The following is a 24,396-nucleotide window of genomic DNA, read 5'->3' as shown; positions in this document are numbered from 1 at the left end:
ATGACCCACTCATAGCAGCCGTGCCCCTACAGCGCTGTCACACCCCGGCCCGGCAGCCGCAGCAGGGCTTGGCGGACGCGTCAGGGCGTGACTGGAGCGGCGTACGGACGCGCGCCCGGCGAGAACAGCGAGTCCCACGTGGCGCGGTCCACCGTGCCCGTCACGGGCAGGCCGTTGGCTCCCTGGAACGCGCGCACCGCGGCGGCCGTCACCGGCCCGAACCACCCGTCGCCCCGCCCGGGCCGCGCCGGACGCATGAGGCTGATCAAGCGGTTTTGCACCGCCAGCACGTCGGCGCCGTTCATGCGGGGCGTGCCCACGCTCAGGGTGCGCCGGAACGGCACGGGCGCCGCTCCCCGGTCCACCGCGGCGGGCGGGGTCGCGGCGGTGGCCGAGCCGGTCGCCGCTGCGGATAGCGTGGAGACCGGCTCGGCCGGGGGCGGCGTGAGGGTCACGCTGCCGATCTGGGTGGCGGCGCCACCCACGGGGCCGTCCGGCGGCACGTCCACGTACACCAGGGTCTGGGCGCGGCCTTCCGGGTCTGGCTGCACGCGCAGGTAGACGTGCCCGGCCGCCGTGGACACCCAGTTGAACACGCTGACCTGCCCGTCGCGGCTGCGCCACACGCCGTACAGGTCGCCGGAGAACGCCGCGCCCAGCGTGACGCGCACCTGCTCCACCGTGCCGCTCGCCCCGACACAGGCCTTGGCCTCGGTGCCGACCTTCGCGAAGGCAGCCGGGCAGCTCCGCAGCACGCCGTCCAGCGCCTGCGCGGCCCGCAGGGCGATCCGCTCGACGTCCGGCCCGGCCGGCGCCGCCCGCACCGCGCCGGTACAGGTCAGCACGGCACACAGCAGGGGGGCGCGGCGACGCATGCCGTAGTGGTAGCACGCGCCGCCTGACGATGGCTGAGTCCCGTCCCTGCGTGACTTTCAGTCTGGGCTGTCGCGGACTGAACGCGGGGCCGCCAGACTTCAGGCATGACCAGCATCGCCAGCCTGCGCGTTACCGATCCCGGCGCTGCCCGCGCCCTGCGCCAGCACCACGACTTCCTGACGCTGTTCATTCGGCCGCAGTCGCCCAGTGATGTCGCCGTGCGGGCCGGTATGGCCGCGAATCTGGCCCACCACCATGCGCGGCGCCTCGCGGCGTTGGGCCTGCTGCGCGAACAGCGCCGCGAGGGCCGCCGGGTGTACTACCAGCTCACCGCGCACGAATTCCGCGTGCCGTGGGATGTCATGCCGCCCACCGACACACAGGGCGGGGAACTGGCGGACCTCGGCGCCCTGACCACGCAGTTCCGGCGGGCCTACGAGCACGCCGTCGCAACAGCCGGCACGGACGAGAAACGCGTGGTGGCGTTCATAGAGGCCCCCGAGGTCGGCCCGCCCCTGCCCGCCCCGGTCTCCCCACCGGTCCAGACGCATCCCGCCCACCTTGATGCCCTGACCGTGCGCGTGAGCCCCGCGCGCTACCGGTCGCTGGTGCGGGCGATCAGCGCGCTCCTCGACGAGGCGGCGCGCGAGTCCCGGTCCGGCGACGCGGCGGTGTGCACGGTCGCCGTGCTGGCGTACCGCGGCGCGCTGGACGAGGGCACGTTGACCGGCCACATCGCGCGCCGGACCAGCAGCTTCCTGGGCGCCGACTGACCCACCCTTTCCCCTGCGCCACGCGGTTAGCGCGCGGCGTTCACTTGTACTGCGGCCACGGCCAGGTCTTGAAGGTCACTTCCTGCCACTTGGGGTGCATGCCCTCGTCCTCCTGCAGGTTCACGAGGTGGGTCAGGGCGCACTTCTGGTAGTCGAGCAGGATCTTCTTCTTGTCCGGCGTCTTGAAGTCGCGCGTCACCAGGACGCTCTGCACGGCCACGGTGGGCACGGCGTCGGCGCCCATGTTCTCGTACAGCAGTTTCGCGCTGGAGTACAGGCCGCTCAGCGCCGCCGTGTACGCAATGGGCACCAGGTTCACGCCGTTCAGGTCCTTGACCCACGACGCCGGCTGCCCCACCACGGCCAGCACGGCGTCCACCTGCCCGCCGTTCAGGGCGTTGAAGGCGGCGTCGCGGTCTTTCACGCTCAGGATGGTGTAGGGCACGCCCAGCTTGGCGCTCAGCACCTTGGCGGTGATCAGGCTGCCGCCCCACGCAGCGACTTTCTTGTTCTTGAGGTCGGCGAAGGTGGTCACGCCGGTCGTGGTGGTCTTGCCGAAGATGTTCTTCTTCACCACCGCCGGCTTGGCGAACAGGTGGACTTCCTCGTTGTGCAGCGGCAGCAGCGCCTTGATGTTCTCCACCCGCGCGTCCTGGTCGATCTGCTGTTTGGCCTTCAGGACGTCACTCTGCACGAAGGCCAGCGAGACCTGGTTGCTCAGCAGCAGGTCGATGTTCTCCAGGCTGCCGCTGGTGCCGCGCTCCTTGAGGTACGCGCTCTGCGTGCACTGCACGCCGATGTTCTTGAACATGGCCGAGTACGTGCCGGTGGAACTGCCGGTCGCGACATTCAGGAAGGTGGCCGGCGCGGCCTGCGCGGCGGTGAGGCTCAGGGCAAGGGTCAGGGCGAGTGGTTTCACGCAGTTCCTCCGGGCGGGGTCATTTCAGGTCGCCGTAGCCGTTGCCGTTGGTCGGGGTGCCTGCCGGCGCGCTGGGTGTGGGGGAAGGCGTCCCCGCACTCTGCGCGCCGCTGAACAGGCCCATCTGGTCGAGGACGATCACGGCCACGCAGGCCAGCAGCACCACAAACAGGACCGTTCCGAGCAGCCGCGAACGGTTCAAGGCGTGCCCCCGCGCCCGGCGCGGCTGCTGTCCTGCCCGGCGGTGAGCGCCTGGTCAAGCAGTTCGGCGTTGCGTCCGGCCCGGCGCGCGATCTCGGAGAGGGCGCTTTCCGTCACGTGGCGGTCCTCAGCGCTCAGGTTGGCCTGCTGCAGCGCCGAGGCGACGTTGCCCTTCGCCTGCGCGAGCTGCGTGTCGATGCGCGCTTTCTGGATCTGCCGGTCGAACTCGGTCAGGTCAGCCCGCAGGTCGGCTAGGTGCGTCTGCGCGCGGGCGAAGGCGTCCTTGCTGACCTGCAGGTCCTGCTCCCAGCGGGCCACGTCGGCCTCCTCCATGTCCTTGCGGTTCGCGTCGATCAGCCGGCGGAAGTCTGCGAGGTGCCCGTTGGCCTCCTGAAGCTGCTGGGCCTTGGCGGTGATCAGGTTCTCGAACTGCTTGCGCTGCACGATCAGGGTCTCGAGCGGCATGGCGCGCGCCACCGCCTCCTTGGCCCGCACCCGCGAGGCGTTCAGGGCCTGGATCAGCGCCGGCATCAGGAAGATCACAGCCAGCGCCGCCACCCCGAAGGCCGCGATGGTTACGGTGGTCATGGCCACGTGGAACAGCGCCACGGCGGCGCCCGCCAGCACCACCAGCCCCAGCAGGCTGCCACCGGTCGCCAGCGCGATGTGCCCCCCGGACACCCGGCGCGGCGCGAGGTCGCCCCCGGGCTGGGTCGTGATCACGGTCTCCGTTTTCACCGGCTTGGTCATACCCTCTTATACGCCGCACAGGGCGTGGGGGTTGCCGGGCATCACGGCCGGGGCGGAAGCAGCGTGCCGGCCGACACGGCGCTGCCCGTCACCACGCGCCGGTGGGAGTCGATCTGGCCCAGGTGGTACGCCAGGTGCGTCACGAGGTGCAGGAGGGTCAGCCGGGTCGAGAGCGGCCCGTCGCCCAGCACCACCGGGAACGGCCGGTCCAGATCGTCGGAGTTCAGGCGCTCGAAGGCGGCCCGCACGCTCTCCATGGCCGCCGCGAGGTCTGCGGCGAGTTCGCTGCGGGCCACGCCGCGCCGACTGAACTCCGCGTCCCGCTGGCGCACGTAGTCGCTGCCGGCCATCACGGTACCGAAGAAGTGCCGGGTGCCGCCCGCGAGGTGCAGGGCCAGCGTGCCCGCCGAATTGGGCAGGCTGGGCACCTCCTGCCACACCGCCGCGTCGTCCGGATAGAGGTCGAGTTCTCGCTGGACGCTGGCGAGGTCACGCAGCAGCAGGGTCTTGAGGTCATCGGGCAGCATCGGGTCTCCTGTGGCACAAGAGTACGCCCCCACCCACGGGGGCGGGGGCGCGGCTCGGCCGTGCGCGGTTACGCGTTCACGAGGCCGTGTTCCCAGCCGAAGACGGCGCGGTCGTCCACGGCGAGGCTCTCGTTGCCGGCCTTGATGGTGGCGGCGAGCGCCTTGGTCTCGGGGAACAGCTTGGCGAAGTAGAACTTCGCGGTCTGCACCTTGCTCAGGTAGAAGCCGTCCCGGTCCTTGCCGGCGTCGATGTTGTCCTGGGCGATCTTGGCCATACGCGCCCACAGGTAGCCGTACACGACGTGCCCGAAGTAGCGCAGGTAGTCCACGGCGGCGGCGTTCACCTCGTCCTGGCCGCCGTCCTGCATGGCCTTCTGGCCGATGACCATCGTTAGGCTGCCGAGCTGCTGCGCGGCCTTGCCGAGCTGGTCAGCGTACGCGCCGATGTGCTCGTCGCCCTCGTGTTCCTCGACGAATTCCTGGAGGGTGGCGGCGAGCTTCTGGAGCTTCTTGCCGCCGTCGAGGAGCACCTTGCGGCCCAGCAGGTCGAGCGCCTGGATGCCGTTGGTGCCCTCGTAGATCTGGCCGATGCGGGCGTCGCGGACGAACTGCTCCATGCCCCATTCCTGAATGAAGCCGTGGCCGCCGTACACCTGCTGGCTCTGCACCGCGATGTCAAAGCCGTTGTCGGTCATGAACGCCTTGGCGATGGGCGTGAGCAGGGCCACCAGATCCGCAGCTTCCTGGCGCTTGGCGTCGTCCGGGTGGTGGTGCTCGGTGTCGATGCTCAGGGCCAGCCACATCGCCAGGGCACGCCCGGCCTCGGTGTAGGCCTTGCCGGTCAGCAGCATGCGGCGCACGTCCGGGTGAACGAGGATGGGGTCGGCGTTCTCGCCGGGGTTCACGCGCGGCTCGTGGCGCATCTGGAGGCGGTCCTTGGCGTAGGTCAGGGCGTTCTGGTACGCGACCTCACCCAGACCCAGGCCCTGCAGGCCGGTGCCCAGGCGGGCGGCGTTCATCATGATGAACATGTGGTTCATGCCCTTGTTGATCTCGCCGACGAGCCAGCCCCGGGCCTGATCGAAGTTCAGGACGGCGGTGGCGTTGCCGTGGATGCCCATCTTGTGCTCCAGGCTGCCGCACACCACGCCGTTGCGCTCGCCGGGCTTGCCGTCGGCGGTGGGCAGGTACTTGGGCACCAGGAACAGCGAGATGCCCTTGGTGCCCTGCGGGCTGCCCTCCAGGCGCGCCAGGACGAGGTGCAGGATGTTGTCGGCCAGGTCGTGTTCGCCGGCCGAGATGAAGATCTTGGTGCCGGTGATGGCGTAGCTGCCGTCGCCGTTGTCCGCCGCCTTGGTGCGGATGATGCCCAGGTCGGTGCCGGCGTGCGGTTCGGTCAAGCACATGGTGCCGGTCCACTCGCCGCTGACGAGTTTGGGCAGGTACAGGTCCTTGAGTTCCTGGCTGCCGACCGCGTGCAGGGCGGTGTACGCGCCGTGGCTCAAGCCGGGGTACATGCCCCACGCGACGTTCGCGGAGTTGAGCATCTCGACCAGCGCGTTGCTCACGAGGTGCGGCATGCCCTGCCCGCCGTACGCGGGATCGGCGTCCAGGGCGGTCCAGCCGGCGGCGCGGTACTTCTGGTACGCGGCCTTGAAGCCGGTGGGCGTGGTGACCTCGCCGTCGTCGTGCCGGACGCAGCCTTCCTGGTCACCCACGCGGTTGAGGGCCACGAGTTCGCCCTCCACGAAGCGGGCGGCCTCGACGAGCACCTGCTGCATCAGGTCGCCGTCGGCGGTGTCGTTGTCCGCGTAGTAGGGCATCTGCTGGAGCTGCTGGGGGGCGCCGAGCACTTCGGTCATGACGAAGTTCATGTCGCGCAGGGGGGCCTTGTACGTGGGCATGGCTATCGCTCCTCCTTGGATGGGCACGCTCCACCCTGGCGGTGGCGTCCCGGCACTGCTATTTAGACCGAGTATAAAACTCTGGAGCGCAAAAGTCACGCGTTTTGATTCCACGCGAACTCCCCCCGCTTGCCCCCGGCCTTCATCTATCTCATAACAACTGACCGAGGTATCATCAATGCAGGGTCCGGCGCTCAACAGAATGTGCGTCTTGCAGAACCGTTTCAGGTATCCTGTAACGGATCATGAACTATCCAAGCCTGGTCTGGCATCTCAAGCGAACAGAATTGTTTGCCGACCTAGAACTGGCTGAACTGGAACGCGTGGCCGCCACGACGCCCTACCGCTCGTTCCAGCCCGGCGAGGTCATCTACCGTATGGACGATCCCGCCGACGCGCTCTACTTCGTGCGTAGCGGGCTCGTCAAGATCAGCAAGCTCTTCCCCAACGGCAAGGAAGCCATCCTGGGCGTGATCGGCCAGCACGACACCTTCGGCGAGCTGCTGCTGCAACCCGAGGAGCGCCGGCCCACCCAGGCCGAAGCCCTCGAACGCACCGTCCTGATCGTGTTGCCGCGCGCGGAGTTGCAAAAACTCCTGAACACCAAGCCGGACCTCGCCATGAAGCTCATCCGCCTGATGGCCGCGCGCTTCTTCGAGGCGCAGGCGTGGACGGCCACCGTCAACGCGTATTCGGCCCCCGAACGCGTCGCCAGCCTGCTCTACCGGCTGGCGCGCGAGTTCGGGCGGCCCCACAACCAGGGCGTGGAACTCAACCTCAAGCTCAACCAGGAGGACATCGCACGGATGGTCGGCGCGACCCGCGAGACCGTCAGCCACTCGCTGGGCAAGCTCAAGCAGGACGGCGCCATCGTCCGCGCCCGCACGCCCATCGTGGTGCGGATGGACGCCCTGCGCCGCTACATCGACGAGGGGAACTGAGCGGACCCACCCCAGGCCGAACGGCGCAGGCGAAGGTCCGCGCCGTTTTCTATGCTGCCCACATGCCGGTCACGATCCGCCCCGCCACGCTGGACGACGCTCTGGGGATCGCCCATGTGCACGTCACGAGCTGGCGTGAGACCTACACCGGCCTGATGCCCGCCGACATCCTGGCCCGCATGACCGGCGACGACATGCGGGCACGGCGCACGGCGATGTGGACCGAGGTGCTGGAACGCGGTCCCACGGCCGTCGTGGTGGCGGCGACGGAGGACGCCGTGGTGGGCTTCGCAGCGGTCGGGCCGCCCCGCGACCATCCCGGCTACGACGCCGAACTGGGCGCGCTGTACACCCTGCGGGCCGCGCACGGCCACGGCACCGGCCGGGCGCTGCTGCGGGCCGCCGCGGGGACCGCGCGGAACGCCGGGGCACGCACCCTCGCCCTGTGGGTGCTGGACGCCAACCCCACGCGGGCGTGGTACGTCCGGCAGGGCGCACGCGAGGCCGGCTCGAAGACCGACGGTCCGCTCACCGAGATCCGGATGGTCTGGGACGACCTGGGCATCCTGGTCTGACAGCGGATTTCAGTGCCGTCGAGGGGCACAAAGGATGCCTCTGAATTCTGCTGTGACGCCGCCACCCGGACGCGTGACAGCATGCCGCATGGCGACCGAAGTGAAGGACACCGTGGGCTTCGACGAGACCCTGGGCCGACTGGACATCCGCGTGGGCCGGGTCGTGGACGTGCAGCCGGCAGTGGGGGCACCGAAGGCGTCGTACCGGCTGACCATCGACTTCGGGAAGTTCGGGCGGCGCGTCAGCATCGGCCGCTTCACCGGGCACGCGGCGACGGAACTCCTGGGCAGGCAGGTCGTGGGCGTGCTGAACTTCGAACCGCGCGAGATCGGTGGCGAGGCGTCCGAGGTGCTGGTGCTGGGCGTGCAGCTTCCCGGCGCGCCGAGTGGCGAGGCAACGTTCCTGACCCCGGCGGCAGAGGCGAAGATCGGCAGCAAGGTCTTCTGAAGATGCCGACCGGTCAGCGCCGCAGCTTGCGGGCGGCTTCCTCGGGCGTGATCTCGCCGCGCTCCAGGCTGCTCAGCACCTCGGCGTGCGGATCGGCGAGTTCGGGCTCGTAGCCGATGGCGCGCAGCAGCGTGTCGAAGCGGGCGCGCACCGTGGGGTAGCTGACGCCCAGCACGCGCTCGACCTCCTTGAGGTTGCCGCGCACGCGGATGTACAGCCGCAGGAACTCCAGGTTGTCCGGCGTGAGCACCGCGAATTCGTTCAGTTCGAAGACGCCGCGCACGGTGACGCCGCTCGTCGGAAAGCGCAGTTCCGTCACCAGGGGCGATTCGGTCTCGTCCGGAAAGGGCAGGGGCAGGGGGCGCATACGGGTCACTCTATGCACAAGGCAGAGGGCAGAGGGCAGAGGGCACCATGGATGCCTCTCCTCCGCCCTCTGCGCCCTGCTCTGTGCGTCATTTGAGGGAGATGTGCACTTCGTTGCCGTGCTGGTCCTCGGCGTCGATCAGGGGGCCGGGGCCGGGGCTGGCCTCGATCAGCAGCCGCAGGGCATCCAGGGTGAAGCCGGCGCTCTCCAGCGCGGCCTGGCCGTGCGGGGGAATCAGGCGGTCGAGGTGCCCGGCGAGGCTCACGGGGATGTTGGCGCTGTACTCGTCGCCGTGCTGGGATTCGACCTGGATGCGCAGGATGCGGGCCGAGGGGCCGCGGCCGCCCGAGCGGGGCGCCGACCCTTCCACAGCGCGTTCGAGTTCGTCTGCAAAGCGGTCCATATGGGCCTCCACGTCCTCTCCGAAGCGTTCGGCGCGGCCGGCGAACTGCGCGGCCACCTGCTCGATCCGTGCGGCCAGCCGATCTCCCAGGTCGTCCAGCCCGCGCACGCGGGAGCCCCCGATCACGACCTGGGGACGGCGCGGCGGCTGGGGCGGCGGGGGCGGGCTGGGCATGCTGTCCCTCAGGCCGCGCAGCAGCAGCAGGTGCTCGGCGACCTGACCGGTGTCCAGTTCCTCGCGGGCAAGCAGCGAGGCGACGAGTTCGCGGTCACTGTCGGTCAGCGCGAGCCGGGAACTCAGGGCGGCGAGCAGCGGCGCGGCGTCCTCCAGGGTGAGTTTCCCGCCGCGCACCAGGTCGAGAATCCGTTTGACTTTCTCTTTCATAGGGCCTCTTTCGTGTGTGAGCGGCGGCTGCCGCCCAGGACAGATCGGGTCAGGGCAGGTCGGCCTGAACGCGGCGGGTGGGCCGGGTCAGGTCCGGGACGGACGGAAGGGCCAGGTGGCCGCCCACGGTCATCACCGGGCGGGTGGCGTCGGGGTCGGCGTGGCGCCGCTGGCGGGCGTACAGCTGCTCCAGCGTGGGGGTCGTCCACAGCGCCGCCCTCACGCGCTGCCACAGGGTGGGCGGCGCAGAGCGCACGCTGGCGATGGGGCGCAGGGCGGTGTCCGGCAACCGGCGCCGCACACGCCAGCTGGTGACAGATGGGCCGGTGGGGTGGGGAGTGGTCATCATGGGGCCTCCAGGGCGGGATGAGGAGCGGGAATGCCGGGTGCCGGACGGAAACAGCGCTACGCGGTCTGGAGCCGGACCTGGCCGGCCGCGACCCTGCAGCTGAGGTGCGCGTCGCCGCTGCCGAGCTGGCCGCTGTGGCGGGTGGTCACGAACGAGCCGCTCTTCTGGGTGGGGAAGTCGGCCTTGAAGGCCCCGACGGTCACGTCGGCGTCCACGCGCAGCGAGCTGCCCTCCATCAGGTGCAGGGTGGCGTTCCCGGCGTTGACTTCCACGCGGTGGTCGCCGCCGCTGAGCACGCCGGCCCACTTGAGGTTGCCGCCGTTCACGCTGGCGTTCAGGGCGTGCGCGCCGGTCAGGCTGAGGTTGCCGCCGTTCACGTTCAGGTGGGTGGGGCCGCCCATATCGGCAGCGGTCAGGTTCCCGCCGTTCACGTCGGCCTTCAGGCTGGCGGCGCGGCCCATGCGGACATTGCCGCCGTTCACGTCGGCCAGCATCTCGCCGCCCAGGTCCGGCAGGGTCAGGTTGCCGCCGCTGACCTCGGCCCTCACGTGGCGGGGCGCGAAGGGCACGCTGAGGATCGCCTTGACGCCGTTCCAGCCGCTGTGCTGCTGGCCGCGCTGCCGCGCGACGCGCCAGCCCTGCGGCGTGGCCTCCAGCACCAGGCGGCCGTCTTCGTTGGCGTGGAGCTGCGGCGCGCCGAGGCTGCCGTCGGTCACGACCTGCAGGGTGTAGCCGGTCACGTGCAGAAGCAGGTCCGGGGGAACGTCGCCGGGGTCGGTGCCGTCCGGCAGTTCGCGCAGTTGCAGGGCGCCGGCGCCCTCGGGCCGGGCGGTGTCGTCGCTGCCCAGCAGGCCCTGCGCTTCCTCGGCGGTGAGTTTGCCTTCGGCCACCAGACGTTCGACCTGAGCACGGAATTCCTCGGGTTGGGTGCTGTCACTCATGTGCTCCTCCTGACACAATAGAAACACAGATCTTCTAGATTGTCAATCTCAACTTTCCATACCCCGGCAGATTGTGGGCTGATCTGAGACGTCGCAGCCGTTCAGCTCCTCGGCAGGCAGGTTCATCAGACAGATTGGAAGGTTTAGGTTTACACGCACGCGCCAGTTGGCCGAGCGTCTATCCTGAGCGCAGATGACCGCCCAGCTGCCGGATCTCAACCCCGCCCAGCGCACAGAGGTCGAGTTGCTCGCCCGCGGCAAGCAGGACAAGAGCCGCACCCTGCGCGACTTGGGCCACAGCGAGACGCCAGAGGCCGCGCACGCACTGCTGCTGCGCACCGGCGTGTGGAGCGAGGCCCGCACGCCCTACGCGGACCGGCTGCACGCGACCACGACGCCCCTCGACCTGCCGGTGCCGCCCTTCCCCGACGAGCCGCGCGTGGACCTGACGCACTTGGACGCGTGGGCCATCGACGACGAGGGCAACCGCGACCCCGACGACGCGGTGAGCATCGAGCTGCTCCCGGGCGGCCTGACGCGCCTGTGGGTCCACGTGGCGGACGTGGCGGCCCTGGTCCCGCCGGACAGCGCCCTGGACGAGGCGGCCCGCTCGCGCGGCGCGACGCTGTACCTGCCGGACTCCACCACCGGCATGCTCCCGGACGCGCTGGTCGAGCAGGCCGGACTGGGGCTGCACCCGACCTCGCCCGCCCTGTCGGTGTCGCTGGACCTGGACGCCGAGGGCAACGCGGACGCGGTGGACGTGCAGCTCACCACCGTGCGCGTCACGCGCGTGACGTACACGCAGGCGCAGGCGCGGCTGGACGCGGGCGAGGCCCCCTTCGTGGCGTTGCAGCGTCTCGCGCGGGCCAGCCGGACCCTGCGCGAGGCCGAGGGCGCCCTGAGCATCGACCTGCCGGAAGTCCGCCTGAAGGCCGACGAGCACGGCGTGACCATCACGCCCCTGCCCAAACCGGAGATGCGCTTCGTGGTGCAGGAATGCATGACGCTGGCCGGCTGGGGCGCGGCGATCTTCGCAGACGACAACGGCATTCCGGTGCCCTACGCCACGCAGGACCACCCGACCCGCAGCGTGCGCGGCGAGTCGCTCAGCGCGCACTGGGCGCGGCGGCGCACCCTGGCCCGCACCCGCTTTCAGCCGGCGCCCGGCCCGCACCACGGCATGGGCCTGGACCTGTACGTGCAGGTCACCAGTCCCATGCGCCGCTACCTGGACCTGGTGGTGCACCAGCAGCTGCGCGCGTTCCTGGCGGGCGCCGATCCCATGCCGGGTCGGGTGATGGCGTCGCACATCGCGCAGGCAGGCCTGAACGCGGACGCCACGCGGCAGGCCGAGCGCGCCAGCCGCCGCCACCACACCCTGCGCTTCGTGGCCGCGCACCCGGAGCGCGAGTGGACGGGCATCGTGGTGGACCGCCGGGGCGCCCAGGCCACCCTGCTGATTCCGGAACTGGCGCTGGACCTGCCGCTGAGCACGTCCGCCCCGCTGGGCGCGGAACTGCGGGTCACTCTGGGCGACGTCATCCTGCCGACCCTGGGCGTGCGCGCCACGGTGCGCTGAGGAGCGCAGCTCGGCGGTGGTCCCGACCACCTGTGCAACAGCGTGCCGCGTTGCAGTAATAGACAGCGCGGATTTCGCTGTATGCCGAAAAAGTGCGTGTATGACGATGGCAATGCTGCTTCATCTTTCATTCACACGGGCCGCGGGCAGCTTACACTGCCGCCTATGAAGGCCGTCAGCAGCGACCGGCGGGACATCGTGTCCCTACGCATGAGCCACTGCCGGGCCGAGCACGCCGCCAAGGCGGCGCAGTACCACCTGGCCGTGCTGCATTACCGCGAGTGCCTGGAATCCGCCGAACAGCGCGAGGACATCCGCGCCACGCAGTTCTTCGCGCTGCGGCTGGCGGAGTGCTACGGCGCCATGAACCTGCGCGAGAAGGCCGCGCACTTCCACGCGCTGGCCGGCACCGAGGACGCCCCCCTGATCGGCTGAGGTCCGCGGGCATCAGGCTCCCTTCAGGCCAGACCCGCACACTGCGGTTATGAAGCGCCTGCTGTCCCTCCTGCTGTTGGCCGGCACGTCCCTGGCCGGCGCCGCCAGCGTGACCCTCACCCCCGGCCAGACGGGCCACCTGGGAACCCGAACGGTCACGCTGCTGCGCGTGCAGGACAGCCGCTGCCCGATCAATGCGCGCTGCGTCCGCGCCGGGGAACTGAAGGCCACGCTGCTGGTGGGCGAGGGCCGCCGCGTCCGGCTGGTGCGCGTGCAGTTTCCCGCCGTGGGCGGCGCGTGGCCGGGCCTGGGCATCTCCGGGGCGAGCGACGTGGAGATCGGGAAACGTGTGCCCCTGCGCGTCACGCTGAGCGACACGCCCGGCTGAAGGCCAGCCGAACAGTGACGTGGGCGGCGTCTGGTTTAATGCCGGACATGACCGACACCGCTGCCCCCGAGGCCACCCCGCGCGACCTGGGCTTCGCCATGCCGCCCGAGTGGGCCGAGCACGCCGCCACGTGGATGAGCTGGCCCGCGGACGACGACCTGTGGTTCGGCCACCTGGAGGGCGTGCGCGCCGAGTTCGCCGGGCTGGTGCGCACCATCGCCTCCTTCGAGTCGGTCCACCTGCTGGTGCGCGACGCCGAGAGTAGCGCCGACGCCCGCGCGCGGCTGGCGGGCGCGGACGTGACGTACCACGCCGTGCCGCTGGACGACGTGTGGCTGCGCGACAACGGCCCGATCTTCGTGCGCCGCGACGGGGGCGAGCTGGCCCTGACCGACTGGCGCTTCAACGCGTGGGGAGGCAAATTCCACTTCCAGAACGACGACCGCGTGCCCGAGTACGTGGCTGCTCATCTCGGCGCGCGGCGCTGGGCGCTGCCCTTCGTGCTGGAGGGCGGCGGCCTGGAGGTGAACGGCGCGGGCGTGGGGCTGACCACCCGCTCGTGCTTCCTGACGGACACCCGCAATCCCGGCCTGACCGAGGAGGGCTACGCCGTCCTGCTCGCGGACACGCTGGGCGTGCGCCAGCTGCTGTGGCTGGACGGCGGCCTGGAGAACGACCACACCGACGGCCACATCGACACCATCACCCGCTTCGTGGACGAGTCGACCATCGTGACCAGCGTGGAAAGCGATCAGGACGACCCGAACCACGCGGTGATGGCGCGGAACCTGACAGCCCTGCGCGCCATGACCACGCTGGACGGCCGGCCCTTCCGGATCGTGGAGCTGCCGCTTCCCGAGACCCACCTGGAGGGCGCCGAGGGCCGGCTGCCCCCCACGTACGCGAACTTCTACATCGGCAACGGCTTCGTGGTCGTGCCGCAGTACGGCGACCCGAACGACGCCTCTGCGCTGGACATCCTGACGCCGCTGTTCCCGGGCCGCGAGGTGATCGGCCTGAGCAGCCGCGAGATCATCGAGGGGGGCGGCAGCTTCCACTGCGTGACCCAGCAGCAGCCGGCGGGCACGGTGTGGACCGGGGAGTGACCGACCTCGGCGGCGGGTACACCCTGCGGCCGATTCCGCTGGACGGGTACCGCGCCGCGTGCGCGCGGCTGGAGGGGCAGATCTTCGGCGGCACGTGGGGCTACGCCTTCGGGCCGCCCACCCTGAGCGCGCCGCCGCTGGGCGAGACCTTCACGTGGGGCATCTCCCACGGAGAGGAAGTGGTCGGCTGGCAGTACTCGCACCGCACGGACGAGCGCACGGTCTCCATGGCCGACACCGGCATCCTGCCCGCGCACCAGGGCCAGGGGCTGTATTCACGGCTGCTGCCGCACGTGCTGGACGCCTTCCGGACCGCCGGGTACACGCTGGTGCAGAGCCACCACCGCGCCACGAACAACCGCGTGATCATCCCCAAGCTGCGCGCGGGCTTCCTGGTGCAGGGCCTGAACCTGTACGAGGGCGGCGTGAACGTGGCGCTGACCCTGAGCCTGGACGCCGCGTACCGGGACGCGATGCACGTCCGCAGCGGCTTCGCGCAGGCACACGGCGACACGGCCCGGCGCCTGGGCGTGTCGGCCCTCCCCCAGCCGCCGGCCCCGCCGGTCCCCGTGATCCCCCTGCCCGATGACGCGAGTGCAGGGGTCGATCTGGGCGGCGAGTACACCCTCCACGCCGTGCCAGAGGCCACATACCGCGCGGTCTACGCGCAGCTGGAGGCCGCCGTGTACGACACCGTGTCGTTCGAGTGGCCGCACGCCGGCCGGCACGCCCCGCCAGATGTCCCGCAGTACGCGTGGCTGGTCGCGCACGGCGGCCACGTGGTGGGGTGGCAGTCCTCGCGGCAGTGGAACGCGCGCACGGCGTACATGACGAACACGGCCTTCCTGCCCGCGCACCGGGGCCGGGGCCTGTACACGCGGCTGCTGCCGGTGATCCTCGCGTTCCTGCGCGGGCAGGGCTACGACCTCGTGCGCAGCGCGCACCACGCCACGAACACGGCCGTGCTGCTGCCCAAACTGCGCGCCGGCTTCCGCCTCCAGGGGCTGGAGATCGGGGACCACGGCGTGATGGCTGTGCTGATCCACAGCTTCGACGACGTGTACCGCGAGTACATGGACGTCCGCAGCGGCCTGAAGCGGCCCACGGGCGAGGTCGCGCGGCGGCTGGGTCTGGACGGCGGGTAACGCCGGCAACTCCACCACGCGCCGGCGCGTACCCGCGGCATGACCGGACGCACATGGCAGGCCTTCATGACCACGACTTCCACCCACCTCGAGGGCCACCGCGTCACGCGGGAACTGGGCGTGGTGCGTGGCCTGACCGTGCGCTCGCGCAGCGTGCTGGGGCAGGTGGGTGCCTCGCTCCAGACGCTGCTGGGCGGCAACATCACCCTGTACACCGAGCTGGCCGAGAAGGCGCGGCAGGAGGCCTTCGAGCTGATGGTCGAGCACGCCCGCGCGCTGGGCGCCAACGCCGTGATCGCCATGCGCTACGACGCGAACGAGATCACCGACGGCGTGACCGAGGTGCTCGCGTACGGCACCGCCGTGCACGTCGAACCGCTGGCGTGAACCCGCCGGGCGACGTCAGGCCACGCGGGCGGCGGGGCGGTTCTTCGCGCGCTTGATGGTGCCGATGCCGGCGCCGTGCTGGAGCACCGTGCGGTACAGGTTCCACCACTCGCGGGCCACGGCGGGATCGCGGGTCAGCTGCTCGAAGCGGTAGTACGCGGCCTCGCCGCCGGGCAGCACGAAGGTGGGCGTGCCGAACACGCCGACCTCGCGCGCGGCGTCTTGTTCGGCGTGAAGGGTCTGCCGCAGAGCAGCCTCGTCCTGCCGGTCCTGCCCAAACCGGGTGGCGTCCAGTCCCGCCTCGCGGGCGGCGTCCGCGATCGCCGCGTCGTCCAGCGGACGCTTCTGCTCGTGGTGCGCGCGGAACAGGGCCAGGGTGAAGGCCCACGCGGCGTCCTCGCCCTGCCGGGCGGCGGCCGTCGCGGCCAGGAAGGCGCGCAGGCTGGGCGTCTGGTGCTTCATGTATCCCTCGCCCTCCGGAGCGTCCAGCGGCTGATCGGCCAGGCTCCAGGTGTGCCCCTTCTGGTTCGCGGCGTGGTTGCCCTCGACCAGCGAATAGTGGCGCAGCCGGAACGCGTCGCCCTGCGCGCGCAGCACGGCCGCGAGTTCCACGCCACGCCAGGCGTAGGGGCACAGGAAATCCAGGTAGACGTCGGTCGTTTCAGGCATGCGCGGAGTCTAGGGGGCCGTGGCCGTGCGGAGGGTGCCCCTTCACACGCTGAACCGCCGTCCAGAACGCACATGGAACGTTCAGGTCACGCCGGATCAGGGAGGTCACGCCGGGCGGGCGGCCTCCACGGCGTCCACCTCCGCCACCGCGCCCGCCACCAGCACCGCGTCACCGGTCTGCAACACCTCGTTGGGGCGGGCCACGACCGGGTGCCCGCCGCGCCACACCGCGACCACCAGCGCGCCCGTCTCGCGGCCCAGGTCGGCCACCGTGCGGCCCACCAGGGTCTCCGGCACGCTGACCTCGCGCACGGCGAAGTGCTCGCTGGTCACGTCGCCGCTCAGCAGCCGGGCCAGCCGCGGCGCGAGCATCATCGCCGCGATGCGGTTGCCGCTCAGCTGGTACGGGTTCACGACCTCGTCCGCCCCGGCGCGGCGCATCTTGCGGGCCGCCGACTCGTCGCTCGCCCGCGCGATCACCCGCAGCTGCGGGTTCAGGCCCTTGGCGGACAGCACCACGTACAGGTTGCTCGGATCGGAGTTGATCACGCTCACCAGCGACGCCGCCCGCTCGGCCCCCGCGCGGCGCAGCACGTCCTCGTCGGTCGCGTCGCCCACCAGCGTGTGGATGCCCTGTGCCTCGGCCCACGCCAGGTGCTCCGGGCGGTGGTCGATCACCACCACCTCGCGCTTCGCGGCGCGCAGGGCGGCGCACACCGCCTCGCCCACCTGCCCGTACCCGCACACCACCGTGTGACCCCTGAGGTGTATCAATTTCCGCTCCTTCCGGCGCTGCACCGACGCCGGGTCGGTCAGGCCGCGCACCACCGTCTCGGCCAGCAGGGTCAGCAGGTACAGCATCAGCCCGATCCCCACCAGCATCAGCAGTGTGCTGAACACCTTGCCGTCCGTGTGCAGTGGCCCCGGCGAACCGTACCCGACGGTGGTCAGGGTCATGACCGTCATGAACACGCAGTCCAGCCAGCTCCAGCCCTCCAGCACGCGGTACCCCACCGTGCCGAAGCCCACCAGCCCCAGGATCAGGGCCAGCAGCAGGCTCAGGCGACGGCGATCCATCTGAAGTCAGTGTAGGGGCGGCGCGCCGAGCCGCGTCAACGCAGCTGCCCACTCAGGGCCCTCCACAGCAAGAACAGGCCGAAACAGGTCAAGCCCGTGCCGGAGGCCAGCACGGCCACGACCGCCCACCCGACCCGCAGACGGTGTGCCCGGAACCGCCGCCAGTTCACGGCGACCCACCACGCGCCGAACAGCGCGAGGCCGGTCCCGAGCAGACTGCCGTAGACAGAAGCGAACCGCCGCTCTCCCACCAGCAGGAAAACGGCGACCATCACCAGCAGCTGGACACCGGCGGCGAGTGCTGGATGCCCCATGGTCAGCGTCGGCCGGAACGTCCGCTCAGCCCTGGGCCCTGCCCGCCAGCTTCTGCGCGATGTACGCCTTGAGGGTCTCGACGTCGTTCGGCAGCACGTCGAAGTGCTTGTCGAGCCGCTCGATGCCCTCGAACCGCTCCGGGCGCTCCGGCAGGCGGCCCACGGCCTCCTGCACGGTCTCCTCGAACTTGGCGGGCAGCGCGGTCTCCAGGCACACCATCGGCACGCCGGGGCGGCGGTAAACCTCGCCCACCAGCACGCCGTCGGCGGTGTGCGGATCGATCAGGCGGCCGTACGTCTGGTCGAGGCGCCGGATGGTGTTCAGGCGGTCGGCGTGGGTACTGCGCCCTCCGCGCAGGCCACTGGCCTTCACGGCGTCCCAGTGGGGCGTGCCGCGCAGGTCCACGGGGCGGCCCTGGCCGACCTCGCCCCACCAGCCGTGCGTCTGCGGGGCGTCGTTGCCGGTGATGGCGTAGAGGTAGCGCTCGAAATTGCTGGCCTTGCCGATGTCCATGCTGGGGCTGGACGTGGCCGCGACCCGCTCGGCCGGGCGGACGTGGTACACGCCGGTCGAGAAGAATTCGTGCAACACGTCGTTCTCGTTGCTGGCGACGATCAGCTGCCCGATGGGCAGGCCCATGCGCCGGGCGAGGTACCCGGCGAAGACGTTGCCGAAGTTGCCCGACGGCACGCTGAAGTCGGCCTCGGCACCGGCGGGGAGGTTCAGGGCGAAGTAGGCCTTGAAGTAGTACACGGCCTGCGCCAGCACCCGCGCCCAGTTGATGGAGTTCACCGCGCCGATGTCGAAGCGGGCCTTGAAGCCGTGATCGGCGTTCACGGCCTTCACGAGGTCCTGGCAGTCATCGAACACGCCCTGAAGGGCGATGTTGAAGATGTTCGGCTCCGCCAGCGAGTACATCTGCGCCTGCTGGAACGCGCTCATGCGGCCGTGTGGCGAGAGCATGAACACGTTCACGCGCCCCTTGCCGAGCATGGCGTACTCGGCGGCCGAGCCCGTGTCTCCCGAGGTCGCGCCCAGGATGTTCAGGTGTTCGCCCCGAGCCTCCAGCACGTACTCGAACATGTGCCCCAGGAACTGCATCGCCACGTCCTTGAACGCCAGCGACGGCCCGTTCGACAGTTCCAGCAGGTACAGCCCCGAAGATCCCAGTGGAGTCAGCGGGGTGATGTCCTTGCTGTGGAACACGGCCGGGGTGTACGTGTCGCGCAGGATGCGGCGCAGGTCGGCGTCCGGCACGTCGTCGATGAAGGGGCGCATGATCCGGTACGCCAGGTCCGGGTACTCCAGATGCCGCAGGCCCTCGAGTTCCTGGGCGCTGAATGTCGGAACGCGTTCCGGCATGGCCAGCCCGCCGTCCGGGGCGAGGCCCATCAGCAGGACGTCGGTGAAGCGGCCCAGGGTCGTGATGCCGCGCGTGGAAACGTACTTCATGCGTTCAGCCTCCCGTGCGCCGGCTCCTGCCCGGGGGCGGAGCGCGGCCGGTGCGGTCACTGTAGCGAGTCCGGCATGCGGGGACCGGCGCGGAGGCTAGGGCACTGCGCAGGGGTTGGGGCACAGGCCAGGGCGCGGCGCTGCCTCCGGGGACATTTCCCCGCGCCGCCCCCGCTACGGTGGCGCCATGACCGCCGCGCCCACCCCCGCCACCCTGGACCAGGACGCGGCCGCCTTCCTGACCCAGTTCCACGCGGAACGGCGCCGGCCGGGGCTGGACGCCCGGCTGGAGGCGGTCCGCGCGCAGGGGTTCACGCCCACGGCCGAGGAGCTGGCCTTCGCGGCGCGGGTGGCGTGGCGCAACTCCACGCGCTGCGTGGGCCGCCTGCCGTGGGCCGCGCTGGACGTGCACGACCTGCGCGGCGTGACCGACCCCGCCGAGGTGGCCGCGCACCTGATCGAGCACCTGCACGGCGCGTTCGCCGGCGGGGCGATCCGCCCGCGGATCAGCGTGTTCGCGCCGGGCGTGCGTGTCCTGAACCCGCAACTCATCCGCTACGCCGCGTACCCGAACGCGGACGGCACGGTCACGGGCGATCCGGTGAACCTGCGCCTGACCGCGTTCCTGCGCTCGCTCGGCTGGGCCGGTGGAGCGGGCACGCCGTTCGACGTGCTGCCCATCGCCATCCAGTCGGGGCGGCGCACCGAGCTTTTCGAGCTGCCCGCGGACGCCGTGCACGAGGTGCCCATCACGCACCCGGATTACCCCGGGATCGGGGCGCTGGGCGTGAAGTGGCACGCCCTGCCGGTCATCAGCGACATGGACCTGAACGTGGGCGGCGTACGGCTGGCGTGTGCGTTCAACGGCTGGTACGTGCAGACGGAGATCGCCGCGCGCAACCTCGCGGACGCGGACCGCTACGACCTGCTGCCGCGGGTGGCGGCGGCCCTGGGCCTGGACACGCGCCGCGAGCGGACGCTGTGGCGCGACCGGGCGCTGGTGGAACTGAACGTGGCGGTGCTGGAGTCCTTCGCGGCGGCGGGCGTGAAGGTGGTCGATCACCACACCGTGACGCGGCAGTTCACGCGCTTCGAGGCGCGCGAGGCCCGGGCCGGACGCGGCGTGCGCGGGCGCTGGTCGTGGCTGATTCCGCCCGTGTCGCCCGCCACGACGCCCGTGTGGCACCGCGCCTATGACGACCGCGAGGACACGCCGAACTTCGAGCGGGTGCCCGCGCCGTGGGATGCCCCGGTCCGGGTCGGCTGCCCGTTCCACTGAGGCCGCGGCGGGATCGACCATCCATGTCGATGTGTCTGACACGTCGCCGGCATCTGCGCGAAGACTGGTCTTCATGCGGCCCGCCCGGTCGCCAGCGTTCGCGCACCGGGCGGCCACTCCCACATTGCCCGGAAATCCCGCTCCAGGTGCAGAAAACCCTGCCTCGACCCCCAGACCGTCCGGAGGCCACCGGATGTTCATGAAGGGCCGGGTCCGGTCATGAAGGGCGGCCGGAGCCGGCGGTGCCACGGCTGTAAGAGGCCGTACGGCAACATCAAAGCCTCGCTGAAGAACATCAGGCGGGAAGAAGCGATGAAGCGTCGTCCTGTATGCGGGCACCTGGGACGCGTGGAGCTAGTGGTGCGACCGGCTTTTCGACCGCCCTGTCCCCTGCCCTGTGCACAGGACCTGGCTCCATACTCTGCGGCTCCGGCTGCACGAGGAGTTCTCAGATGCATCGACACGCTCCGGCTGTCCCCCCACCCTCCGATCCACTGCGGTGCCCCTGCGCGCGCCTGACGGCCGCGGCCAGCCAGCACCTGCCGTGATCCCGCGCCTCTGACGCGACCGCAAAGGCGGCGTCATCGCAGGCCTGTCCGGGCGTTCCGTCCCGGCCCCACCGCTGTGTACAGCACCCCCGGCGTCCCCGACGACCGGCGTGGCGTGCTCTGCCCTTCCACCGACCCACCCGCGCGGCCATCCGCCTGTCCGGGGTCGTGGCCGTGTTCCCTGGAGTCCATCATGAACGCACCCGTCATCTCCGCCGTCATCGCCGTGATCGCCGTGTTCGCCACCAGCTGCGGCAGCATGCAGACGCCCGCGCCGGCCCCCAGTGCCCAGGCAGTGCCGGGCGCGGCTGCCCGGGCCGACACGCAGGCGCCGAAGGTGAGCATGATGATGTTCCCCCAGACGCTGCGCGAGGAGGGCAACGTGTTCTTCCAGCTCTCCACCCGTGACGACGTGAACGTGGCCGAGGTCGTGCTGACCATCGACGGCAAGGCCTTCGTGAAGGACGGCACCGCGTACAACTCGTACGCCAAGTACTTCACCGCGCAGGACAACGGCGCGCACACCGTGACCGTGCAGGTCTACGACAGCGCCAACAACGTCACCGAGTACCGCGAGGACTTCCGGGTGGACATCGCCCGCTGAGCGGGGCCGCGTGCCCGACCTCCGGCCAGCCCAGCGCCGCACCGGCGCCCTGCCGACCGGGCCGATATGACACCTGTCACCCCGCGCGCCTGACACCGAGCACTACAGCCGCAGCGGTCACCGGCGCACCCTGTGGGCATGACGAACGCGATCGAGCTGACGGGCGTGGACAAGACCTTCGGGAAGGTCACGGCGCTGCGCGGCCTGACCCTGGACATCCGCGCCGGTGAACTGACGGCGCTGCTGGGGCCGAACGGGGCCGGCAAGACCACCGCGATCTCGCTGATGCTGGGCCTGGGCGCGCCCACGGCCGGGCAGGTGCGCGTGCTGGGCGGCAACCCCCGGCAGGACGACGTGCGCCGCCGCATCGGCTCGATGCCGCAGGAGAGCGCCCTGCCGCCCGCCCTGACGGTGCGCGAGGCGGTGGAGCTGTTCGCGCGCTTCTATCCGGCCCCGCTGGGCACGGCGCAGGCGCTCGCACTGGCGGACCTGGGCAGCGTGGCCGGGCGCCGCGCAGGTGCGCTGTCCGGCGGGCAGAAGCGGCGGCTGGCCTTCGCGCTGGCCGTGGTGGGCAACCCGCAGGTGCTGCTGATCGACGAGCCGACGACCGGCATGGACGCGCAGAGCCGTCAGGCCTTCTGGGCGGCCGTGACGGACCTGAAGGACGCCGGCCGCACCATCCTGCTCACCACGCATTACCTGGAGGAAGCGGAGCGCGCCGCGGACCGCGTGGTCGTGATGAACGCGGGCGCGGTGCTGGCGGACGGTACGCCGGAACAGCTGCGCTCCCAGGCGGGCGGCGCGCGGGTGCGCTTCACGTCGGATCTGGTGCTGGCCGAGCTTCGCCGCCTGCCGGGCGTGGACACGGCCGACGTGGACGCCCACGGACACGCCGACCTGCGCACCCGCATGCCCGAAGCGCTGCTCACCGCACTGGTTCAGCAGGGCACGCCGTTTACCGAACTGGAGGTCAGCCGCGCCAGCCTGGAGGACGCCTTCCTCTCCCTCACCGCCGCCCAGGCCCCCAAGGACGTGATCGCATGACCATTCCCGCCGTCCGCACCACCGACCTGCCCGCCCCCGCGCCCTCTGCCCGCCGCGCGCCCCGGCTGCCCGCGCTGGGCGCCCTGGCCGCCGCCGAACTGCGGCGCATGCTGCGCAATCCGATGTTCGCGGTGGGCACCATCGGCTTCCCGGTGATGTTCTTCGCGCTGTTCGGCCTGAGCGCCGTGAACGAGACCACCGACCAGGGCCTGAAGGTCGGGCCGCTGATCCTGGTGAACTTCGGCGCGTACTCGCTGCTGTCGCTGGCGATGTTCTCGTTCGGATCGGCGGTCGCGCTGGAGCGCACCGGCGGGTGGCTGCGGCTGCTGCGGGCGTCGCCCATGCCGACCGCGCTGTACTTCGCGGGCAAGCTGCTGGCCGCGCTGTGCTTCAGCGCCCTGAGCCTGGGCGTGCTGTACACCTTCGCGCACGTCGCCGGGGGCGTCACCATGCCCGTGGGCACCGCGCTGCTGCTGCTGGGCAAGCTGCTGCTGGGCATGGTGCCGCTGATCGCGCTGGGCCTGTGCATCGGATTTCTGGTCACGCCGACCGGCGCGCAGATCACCGCGAACCTCGTGAGCGTGCTGATGTCCTTCGCTTCGGGCCTGTTCACGCCGCTGGACCAGATGCCGGCCTTCGTGCAGAAGCTCGCGCCGTACCTGCCCGCGTACCACCTGGGCGCCGTCGCGCGCGGCACCGTGGCGGGCCAGACGTCCGGCGAGGCCGCGCACTGGCTGGCCCTGGCCACCTTCGCGGTGATCTTCGGCGCGCTGGCCGCGTGGGGCCTGCGCCGGGACGAGGCCCGCGAGCAGTGACCGGCCCCGGCCACCGGACCCTCCCCGCCAACAGGTGCGGGGAGGGTACCCTGGTGGGCATGAAGGCGGCGCAGCGCAGGGCGGTGTGGGCGTGGTTCCCGCTGCTGTGGCTGGTGTTCCTGACCTACCCGGTCATCGGCTTTTTCGAACACCCGCGGCCCGCGGCGCAGTGGGCGCTGTTCTGGGGAATCACGGCGGGCTTCGTGGCGCTATACGCGCGGGTGTTCTTCTACCGCGACCCCGAGCACACGACCGGCTGGGCGCTGGCCGGCTGGGCATACGCGCTGGTGGCGTACGTTCTGCTGTGGCCGGTCACGGGCGGCGGCGCGACCGCGTTCCTGATCTACGGCGGCAGCATCATCGGGTACCAGGCCCGGGTGGGGGCGGCGCTGTGGCTGGCAGTCCTGAACGTGGCGGTCATGCTGGTGCCGTTCTGGGGCGGGCAGTACACGCTGGACGACCTAGCGTGGCTCGCGCCGAACATGGTGTTCACGCTGGTCGCCGCGTACGCGAACCACGCGTCGTTCCGCCGCAACATCGCCGACGCGCGGCTCGTCCAGGTGCAGGCCGAAAAGGAGCGCCTCGCCGCCGACGCGGAGCGCGAACGCATTGCCCGTGACCTGCACGACCTGCTGGGCCACACCCTCAGCGTGATCGTGCTGAAGAGCGAACTGGCGGGCAAGCTGGCCGAACGCGACCCGGCCCGCGCCGCCGCCGAGATCCGCGAGGTCGAACGCATCTCGCGTGAGGCGCTGTCGGAGGTGCGCTCCGCGGTCAGCGGGTACCGGGGCAGCGGCCTGAGCGCGGAACTCGCCCGCGCCAAGGTCGCGCTGGACACGGCCGGCGTGACCCTGACCGTCACGCACGCCCTGCCGGCCCTGCCCGCCGCGACCGAGCACACCGCCGCCATGCTGCTGCGCGAGGCGGTCACGAACGTCGTCCGGCACGCCCGCGCACACGAGGTCACCGTGACCCTCACGCCGCAGGGGCGCGGGTGGCGGCTGGTGATCCGCGACGACGGCGTGGGCGGCACATCCCCCGAGGGCAGCGGCCTGACCGGCATGCGCGAACGCCTGCGCGCCATCGGCGGCACGCTGGAGCGCGACGGCACGCGCGGCACCACCCTGACCGCCACGCTGCCCGGCGAGGACGGCGGCGTGGCGGTCACGGGTCTGGTGACGGCGTGAGGGGG

The 24,396-nt window shown here is 71.1% G+C and carries 29 protein-coding genes and 1 riboswitch; of the genes, 15 read left to right on the top strand and 14 right to left on the bottom strand.

What is annotated here, in order from left to right; genetic code table 11:
- Positions 1–80: 80 nt before the first annotated feature.
- Complete coding sequence (locus tag HNQ07_RS08925; RefSeq protein WP_184110824.1) at positions 81–875, bottom strand: peptidoglycan-binding domain-containing protein; 795 nt, start codon at positions 873–875, stop codon at positions 81–83.
- A gap of 105 nt (positions 876–980) precedes the next feature.
- Here HNQ07_RS08925 and HNQ07_RS08920 point away from each other — a divergent pair, with 105 nt between their 5' ends.
- Positions 981–1,649: a winged helix-turn-helix domain-containing protein gene (locus HNQ07_RS08920; RefSeq protein ID WP_184110822.1), complete on the top strand. Its 669-nt coding sequence runs from the start codon at positions 981–983 to the stop codon at positions 1,647–1,649.
- A gap of 40 nt (positions 1,650–1,689) precedes the next feature.
- Here the strand turns inward: HNQ07_RS08920 and HNQ07_RS08915 are convergent, their stop codons facing one another.
- The 5 genes from HNQ07_RS08915 to HNQ07_RS08895 all read right to left on the bottom strand — a co-directional run bounded on the left by HNQ07_RS08915 (position 1,690) and on the right by HNQ07_RS08895 (position 5,950).
- On the bottom strand, positions 1,690–2,568 hold the full coding sequence (locus tag HNQ07_RS08915; RefSeq protein WP_184110820.1) for a TAXI family TRAP transporter solute-binding subunit: 879 nt from the start codon (positions 2,566–2,568) through the stop codon (positions 1,690–1,692).
- A 19-nt stretch (positions 2,569–2,587) separates the two neighbouring features.
- On the bottom strand, positions 2,588–2,770 hold the full coding sequence (locus HNQ07_RS08910) for a hypothetical protein (protein ID WP_184110818.1): 183 nt from the start codon (positions 2,768–2,770) through the stop codon (positions 2,588–2,590).
- Complete coding sequence (locus tag HNQ07_RS08905; RefSeq protein WP_184110816.1) at positions 2,767–3,519, bottom strand: hypothetical protein; 753 nt, start codon at positions 3,517–3,519, stop codon at positions 2,767–2,769. Before HNQ07_RS08905 ends, HNQ07_RS08910 begins: the two co-directional genes overlap by 4 nt.
- A gap of 41 nt (positions 3,520–3,560) precedes the next feature.
- The gene (locus HNQ07_RS08900) at positions 3,561–4,046 is read right to left on the bottom strand and encodes a mycothiol transferase (RefSeq protein ID WP_184110813.1); all 486 of its coding nucleotides are present in this window, start codon (positions 4,044–4,046) and stop codon (positions 3,561–3,563) included.
- A 68-nt stretch (positions 4,047–4,114) separates the two neighbouring features.
- The gene (locus HNQ07_RS08895) at positions 4,115–5,950 is read right to left on the bottom strand and encodes an acyl-CoA dehydrogenase C-terminal domain-containing protein (protein WP_184110811.1); all 1,836 of its coding nucleotides are present in this window, start codon (positions 5,948–5,950) and stop codon (positions 4,115–4,117) included.
- 245 nt (positions 5,951–6,195) lie between these two features.
- Here HNQ07_RS08895 and HNQ07_RS08890 point away from each other — a divergent pair, with 245 nt between their 5' ends.
- The 3 genes from HNQ07_RS08890 to HNQ07_RS08880 all read left to right on the top strand — a co-directional run bounded on the left by HNQ07_RS08890 (position 6,196) and on the right by HNQ07_RS08880 (position 7,914).
- Complete coding sequence (locus HNQ07_RS08890; protein WP_184110809.1) at positions 6,196–6,891, top strand: Crp/Fnr family transcriptional regulator; 696 nt, start codon at positions 6,196–6,198, stop codon at positions 6,889–6,891.
- 62 nt (positions 6,892–6,953) lie between these two features.
- A complete protein-coding gene (locus tag HNQ07_RS08885; RefSeq protein ID WP_184110807.1) occupies positions 6,954–7,466 on the top strand; it encodes a GNAT family N-acetyltransferase in 513 nt (170 codons plus the stop codon).
- Between the two features lie 88 nt (positions 7,467–7,554).
- Complete coding sequence (locus HNQ07_RS08880; RefSeq protein WP_184110805.1) at positions 7,555–7,914, top strand: tRNA-binding protein; 360 nt, start codon at positions 7,555–7,557, stop codon at positions 7,912–7,914.
- A gap of 13 nt (positions 7,915–7,927) precedes the next feature.
- Here HNQ07_RS08880 and HNQ07_RS08875 read toward each other — a convergent pair whose 3' ends face one another.
- The 4 genes from HNQ07_RS08875 to HNQ07_RS08860 all read right to left on the bottom strand — a co-directional run bounded on the left by HNQ07_RS08875 (position 7,928) and on the right by HNQ07_RS08860 (position 10,358).
- Positions 7,928–8,281, bottom strand: coding sequence for a DUF2089 domain-containing protein (locus tag HNQ07_RS08875; protein WP_184110803.1), 354 nt, complete (start codon positions 8,279–8,281; stop codon positions 7,928–7,930).
- 88 nt (positions 8,282–8,369) lie between these two features.
- Complete coding sequence (locus HNQ07_RS08870; protein ID WP_184110801.1) at positions 8,370–9,068, bottom strand: SHOCT-like domain-containing protein; 699 nt, start codon at positions 9,066–9,068, stop codon at positions 8,370–8,372.
- A gap of 49 nt (positions 9,069–9,117) precedes the next feature.
- Positions 9,118–9,417 carry a hypothetical protein gene (locus HNQ07_RS08865; RefSeq protein ID WP_184110799.1) on the bottom strand — a complete coding sequence of 100 codons (300 nt, stop codon included), beginning with the start codon at positions 9,415–9,417 and terminating at the stop codon, positions 9,118–9,120.
- 56 nt (positions 9,418–9,473) lie between these two features.
- On the bottom strand, positions 9,474–10,358 hold the full coding sequence (locus HNQ07_RS08860; RefSeq protein WP_184110797.1) for a DUF4097 family beta strand repeat-containing protein: 885 nt from the start codon (positions 10,356–10,358) through the stop codon (positions 9,474–9,476).
- A gap of 193 nt (positions 10,359–10,551) precedes the next feature.
- Here HNQ07_RS08860 and HNQ07_RS08855 point away from each other — a divergent pair, with 193 nt between their 5' ends.
- From HNQ07_RS08855 to HNQ07_RS08830, 6 genes are all read left to right on the top strand, one after another.
- A complete protein-coding gene (locus tag HNQ07_RS08855) occupies positions 10,552–11,940 on the top strand; it encodes an RNB domain-containing ribonuclease (RefSeq protein WP_184110795.1) in 1,389 nt (462 codons plus the stop codon).
- A 165-nt stretch (positions 11,941–12,105) separates the two neighbouring features.
- Positions 12,106–12,375, top strand: a complete 270-nt coding sequence (locus tag HNQ07_RS08850; protein ID WP_184110793.1) for a hypothetical protein — start codon at positions 12,106–12,108, stop codon at positions 12,373–12,375.
- Positions 12,376–12,424: 49 nt separating this feature from the next.
- Entirely contained in the window at positions 12,425–12,763 is a 339-nt protein-coding gene (locus HNQ07_RS08845) for a hypothetical protein (protein ID WP_184110791.1), read from the top strand.
- Positions 12,764–12,801: 38 nt separating this feature from the next.
- Positions 12,802–13,869 (top strand): agmatine deiminase family protein, encoded by a 1,068-nt coding sequence (locus HNQ07_RS08840; RefSeq protein WP_229831875.1) that lies wholly within the window; start codon positions 12,802–12,804, stop codon positions 13,867–13,869.
- Positions 13,866–15,014, top strand: a complete 1,149-nt coding sequence (locus HNQ07_RS08835; RefSeq protein ID WP_229831876.1) for a GNAT family N-acetyltransferase — start codon at positions 13,866–13,868, stop codon at positions 15,012–15,014. Before HNQ07_RS08840 ends, HNQ07_RS08835 begins: the two co-directional genes overlap by 4 nt.
- 66 nt (positions 15,015–15,080) lie before the next feature.
- Complete coding sequence (locus tag HNQ07_RS08830; protein ID WP_184110787.1) at positions 15,081–15,401, top strand: YbjQ family protein; 321 nt, start codon at positions 15,081–15,083, stop codon at positions 15,399–15,401.
- Positions 15,402–15,416: 15 nt separating this feature from the next.
- On the opposite strand, the gene HNQ07_RS08825 is transcribed toward HNQ07_RS08830, so the two are convergent.
- From HNQ07_RS08825 to thrC, 4 genes are all read right to left on the bottom strand, one after another.
- Positions 15,417–16,070 (bottom strand): DsbA family protein, encoded by a 654-nt coding sequence (locus tag HNQ07_RS08825; RefSeq protein ID WP_184110785.1) that lies wholly within the window; start codon positions 16,068–16,070, stop codon positions 15,417–15,419.
- 105 nt (positions 16,071–16,175) lie between these two features.
- Complete coding sequence (locus tag HNQ07_RS08820; protein ID WP_184110775.1) at positions 16,176–17,147, bottom strand: potassium channel family protein; 972 nt, start codon at positions 17,145–17,147, stop codon at positions 16,176–16,178.
- Between the two features lie 35 nt (positions 17,148–17,182).
- The gene (locus HNQ07_RS08815; RefSeq protein ID WP_184110773.1) at positions 17,183–17,461 is read right to left on the bottom strand and encodes a hypothetical protein; all 279 of its coding nucleotides are present in this window, start codon (positions 17,459–17,461) and stop codon (positions 17,183–17,185) included.
- A gap of 25 nt (positions 17,462–17,486) precedes the next feature.
- Entirely contained in the window at positions 17,487–18,914 is a 1,428-nt protein-coding gene (thrC, locus tag HNQ07_RS08810; RefSeq protein WP_184110771.1) for a threonine synthase, read from the bottom strand.
- A 187-nt stretch (positions 18,915–19,101) separates the two neighbouring features.
- Between thrC and HNQ07_RS08805 the strand changes: the two genes are divergently transcribed.
- The 5 genes from HNQ07_RS08805 to HNQ07_RS08785 all read left to right on the top strand — a co-directional run bounded on the left by HNQ07_RS08805 (position 19,102) and on the right by HNQ07_RS08785 (position 24,391).
- Complete coding sequence (locus HNQ07_RS08805) at positions 19,102–20,193, top strand: nitric oxide synthase oxygenase (protein ID WP_184110769.1); 1,092 nt, start codon at positions 19,102–19,104, stop codon at positions 20,191–20,193.
- A gap of 296 nt (positions 20,194–20,489) precedes the next feature.
- A riboswitch (cyclic di-GMP riboswitch) is annotated at positions 20,490–20,574 on the top strand.
- 360 nt (positions 20,575–20,934) lie between these two features.
- Positions 20,935–21,345, top strand: a complete 411-nt coding sequence (locus tag HNQ07_RS08800; RefSeq protein ID WP_184110767.1) for an Ig-like domain-containing protein — start codon at positions 20,935–20,937, stop codon at positions 21,343–21,345.
- A 138-nt stretch (positions 21,346–21,483) separates the two neighbouring features.
- Positions 21,484–22,389 (top strand): ABC transporter ATP-binding protein, encoded by a 906-nt coding sequence (locus HNQ07_RS08795; RefSeq protein WP_184110765.1) that lies wholly within the window; start codon positions 21,484–21,486, stop codon positions 22,387–22,389.
- Entirely contained in the window at positions 22,386–23,204 is an 819-nt protein-coding gene (locus HNQ07_RS08790; protein ID WP_184110763.1) for an ABC transporter permease, read from the top strand. Before HNQ07_RS08795 ends, HNQ07_RS08790 begins: the two co-directional genes overlap by 4 nt.
- Positions 23,205–23,263: 59 nt before the next feature.
- Entirely contained in the window at positions 23,264–24,391 is a 1,128-nt protein-coding gene (locus tag HNQ07_RS08785; RefSeq protein WP_184110761.1) for a sensor histidine kinase, read from the top strand.
- The last annotated feature ends 5 nt before the right edge of the window (positions 24,392–24,396 follow it).

This window comes from Deinococcus metalli, from assembly GCF_014201805.1.
GTDB classification, from domain to species: domain Bacteria; phylum Deinococcota; class Deinococci; order Deinococcales; family Deinococcaceae; genus Deinococcus; species Deinococcus metalli.
This window is presented reverse-complemented; position numbering and strand designations above follow the sequence as displayed.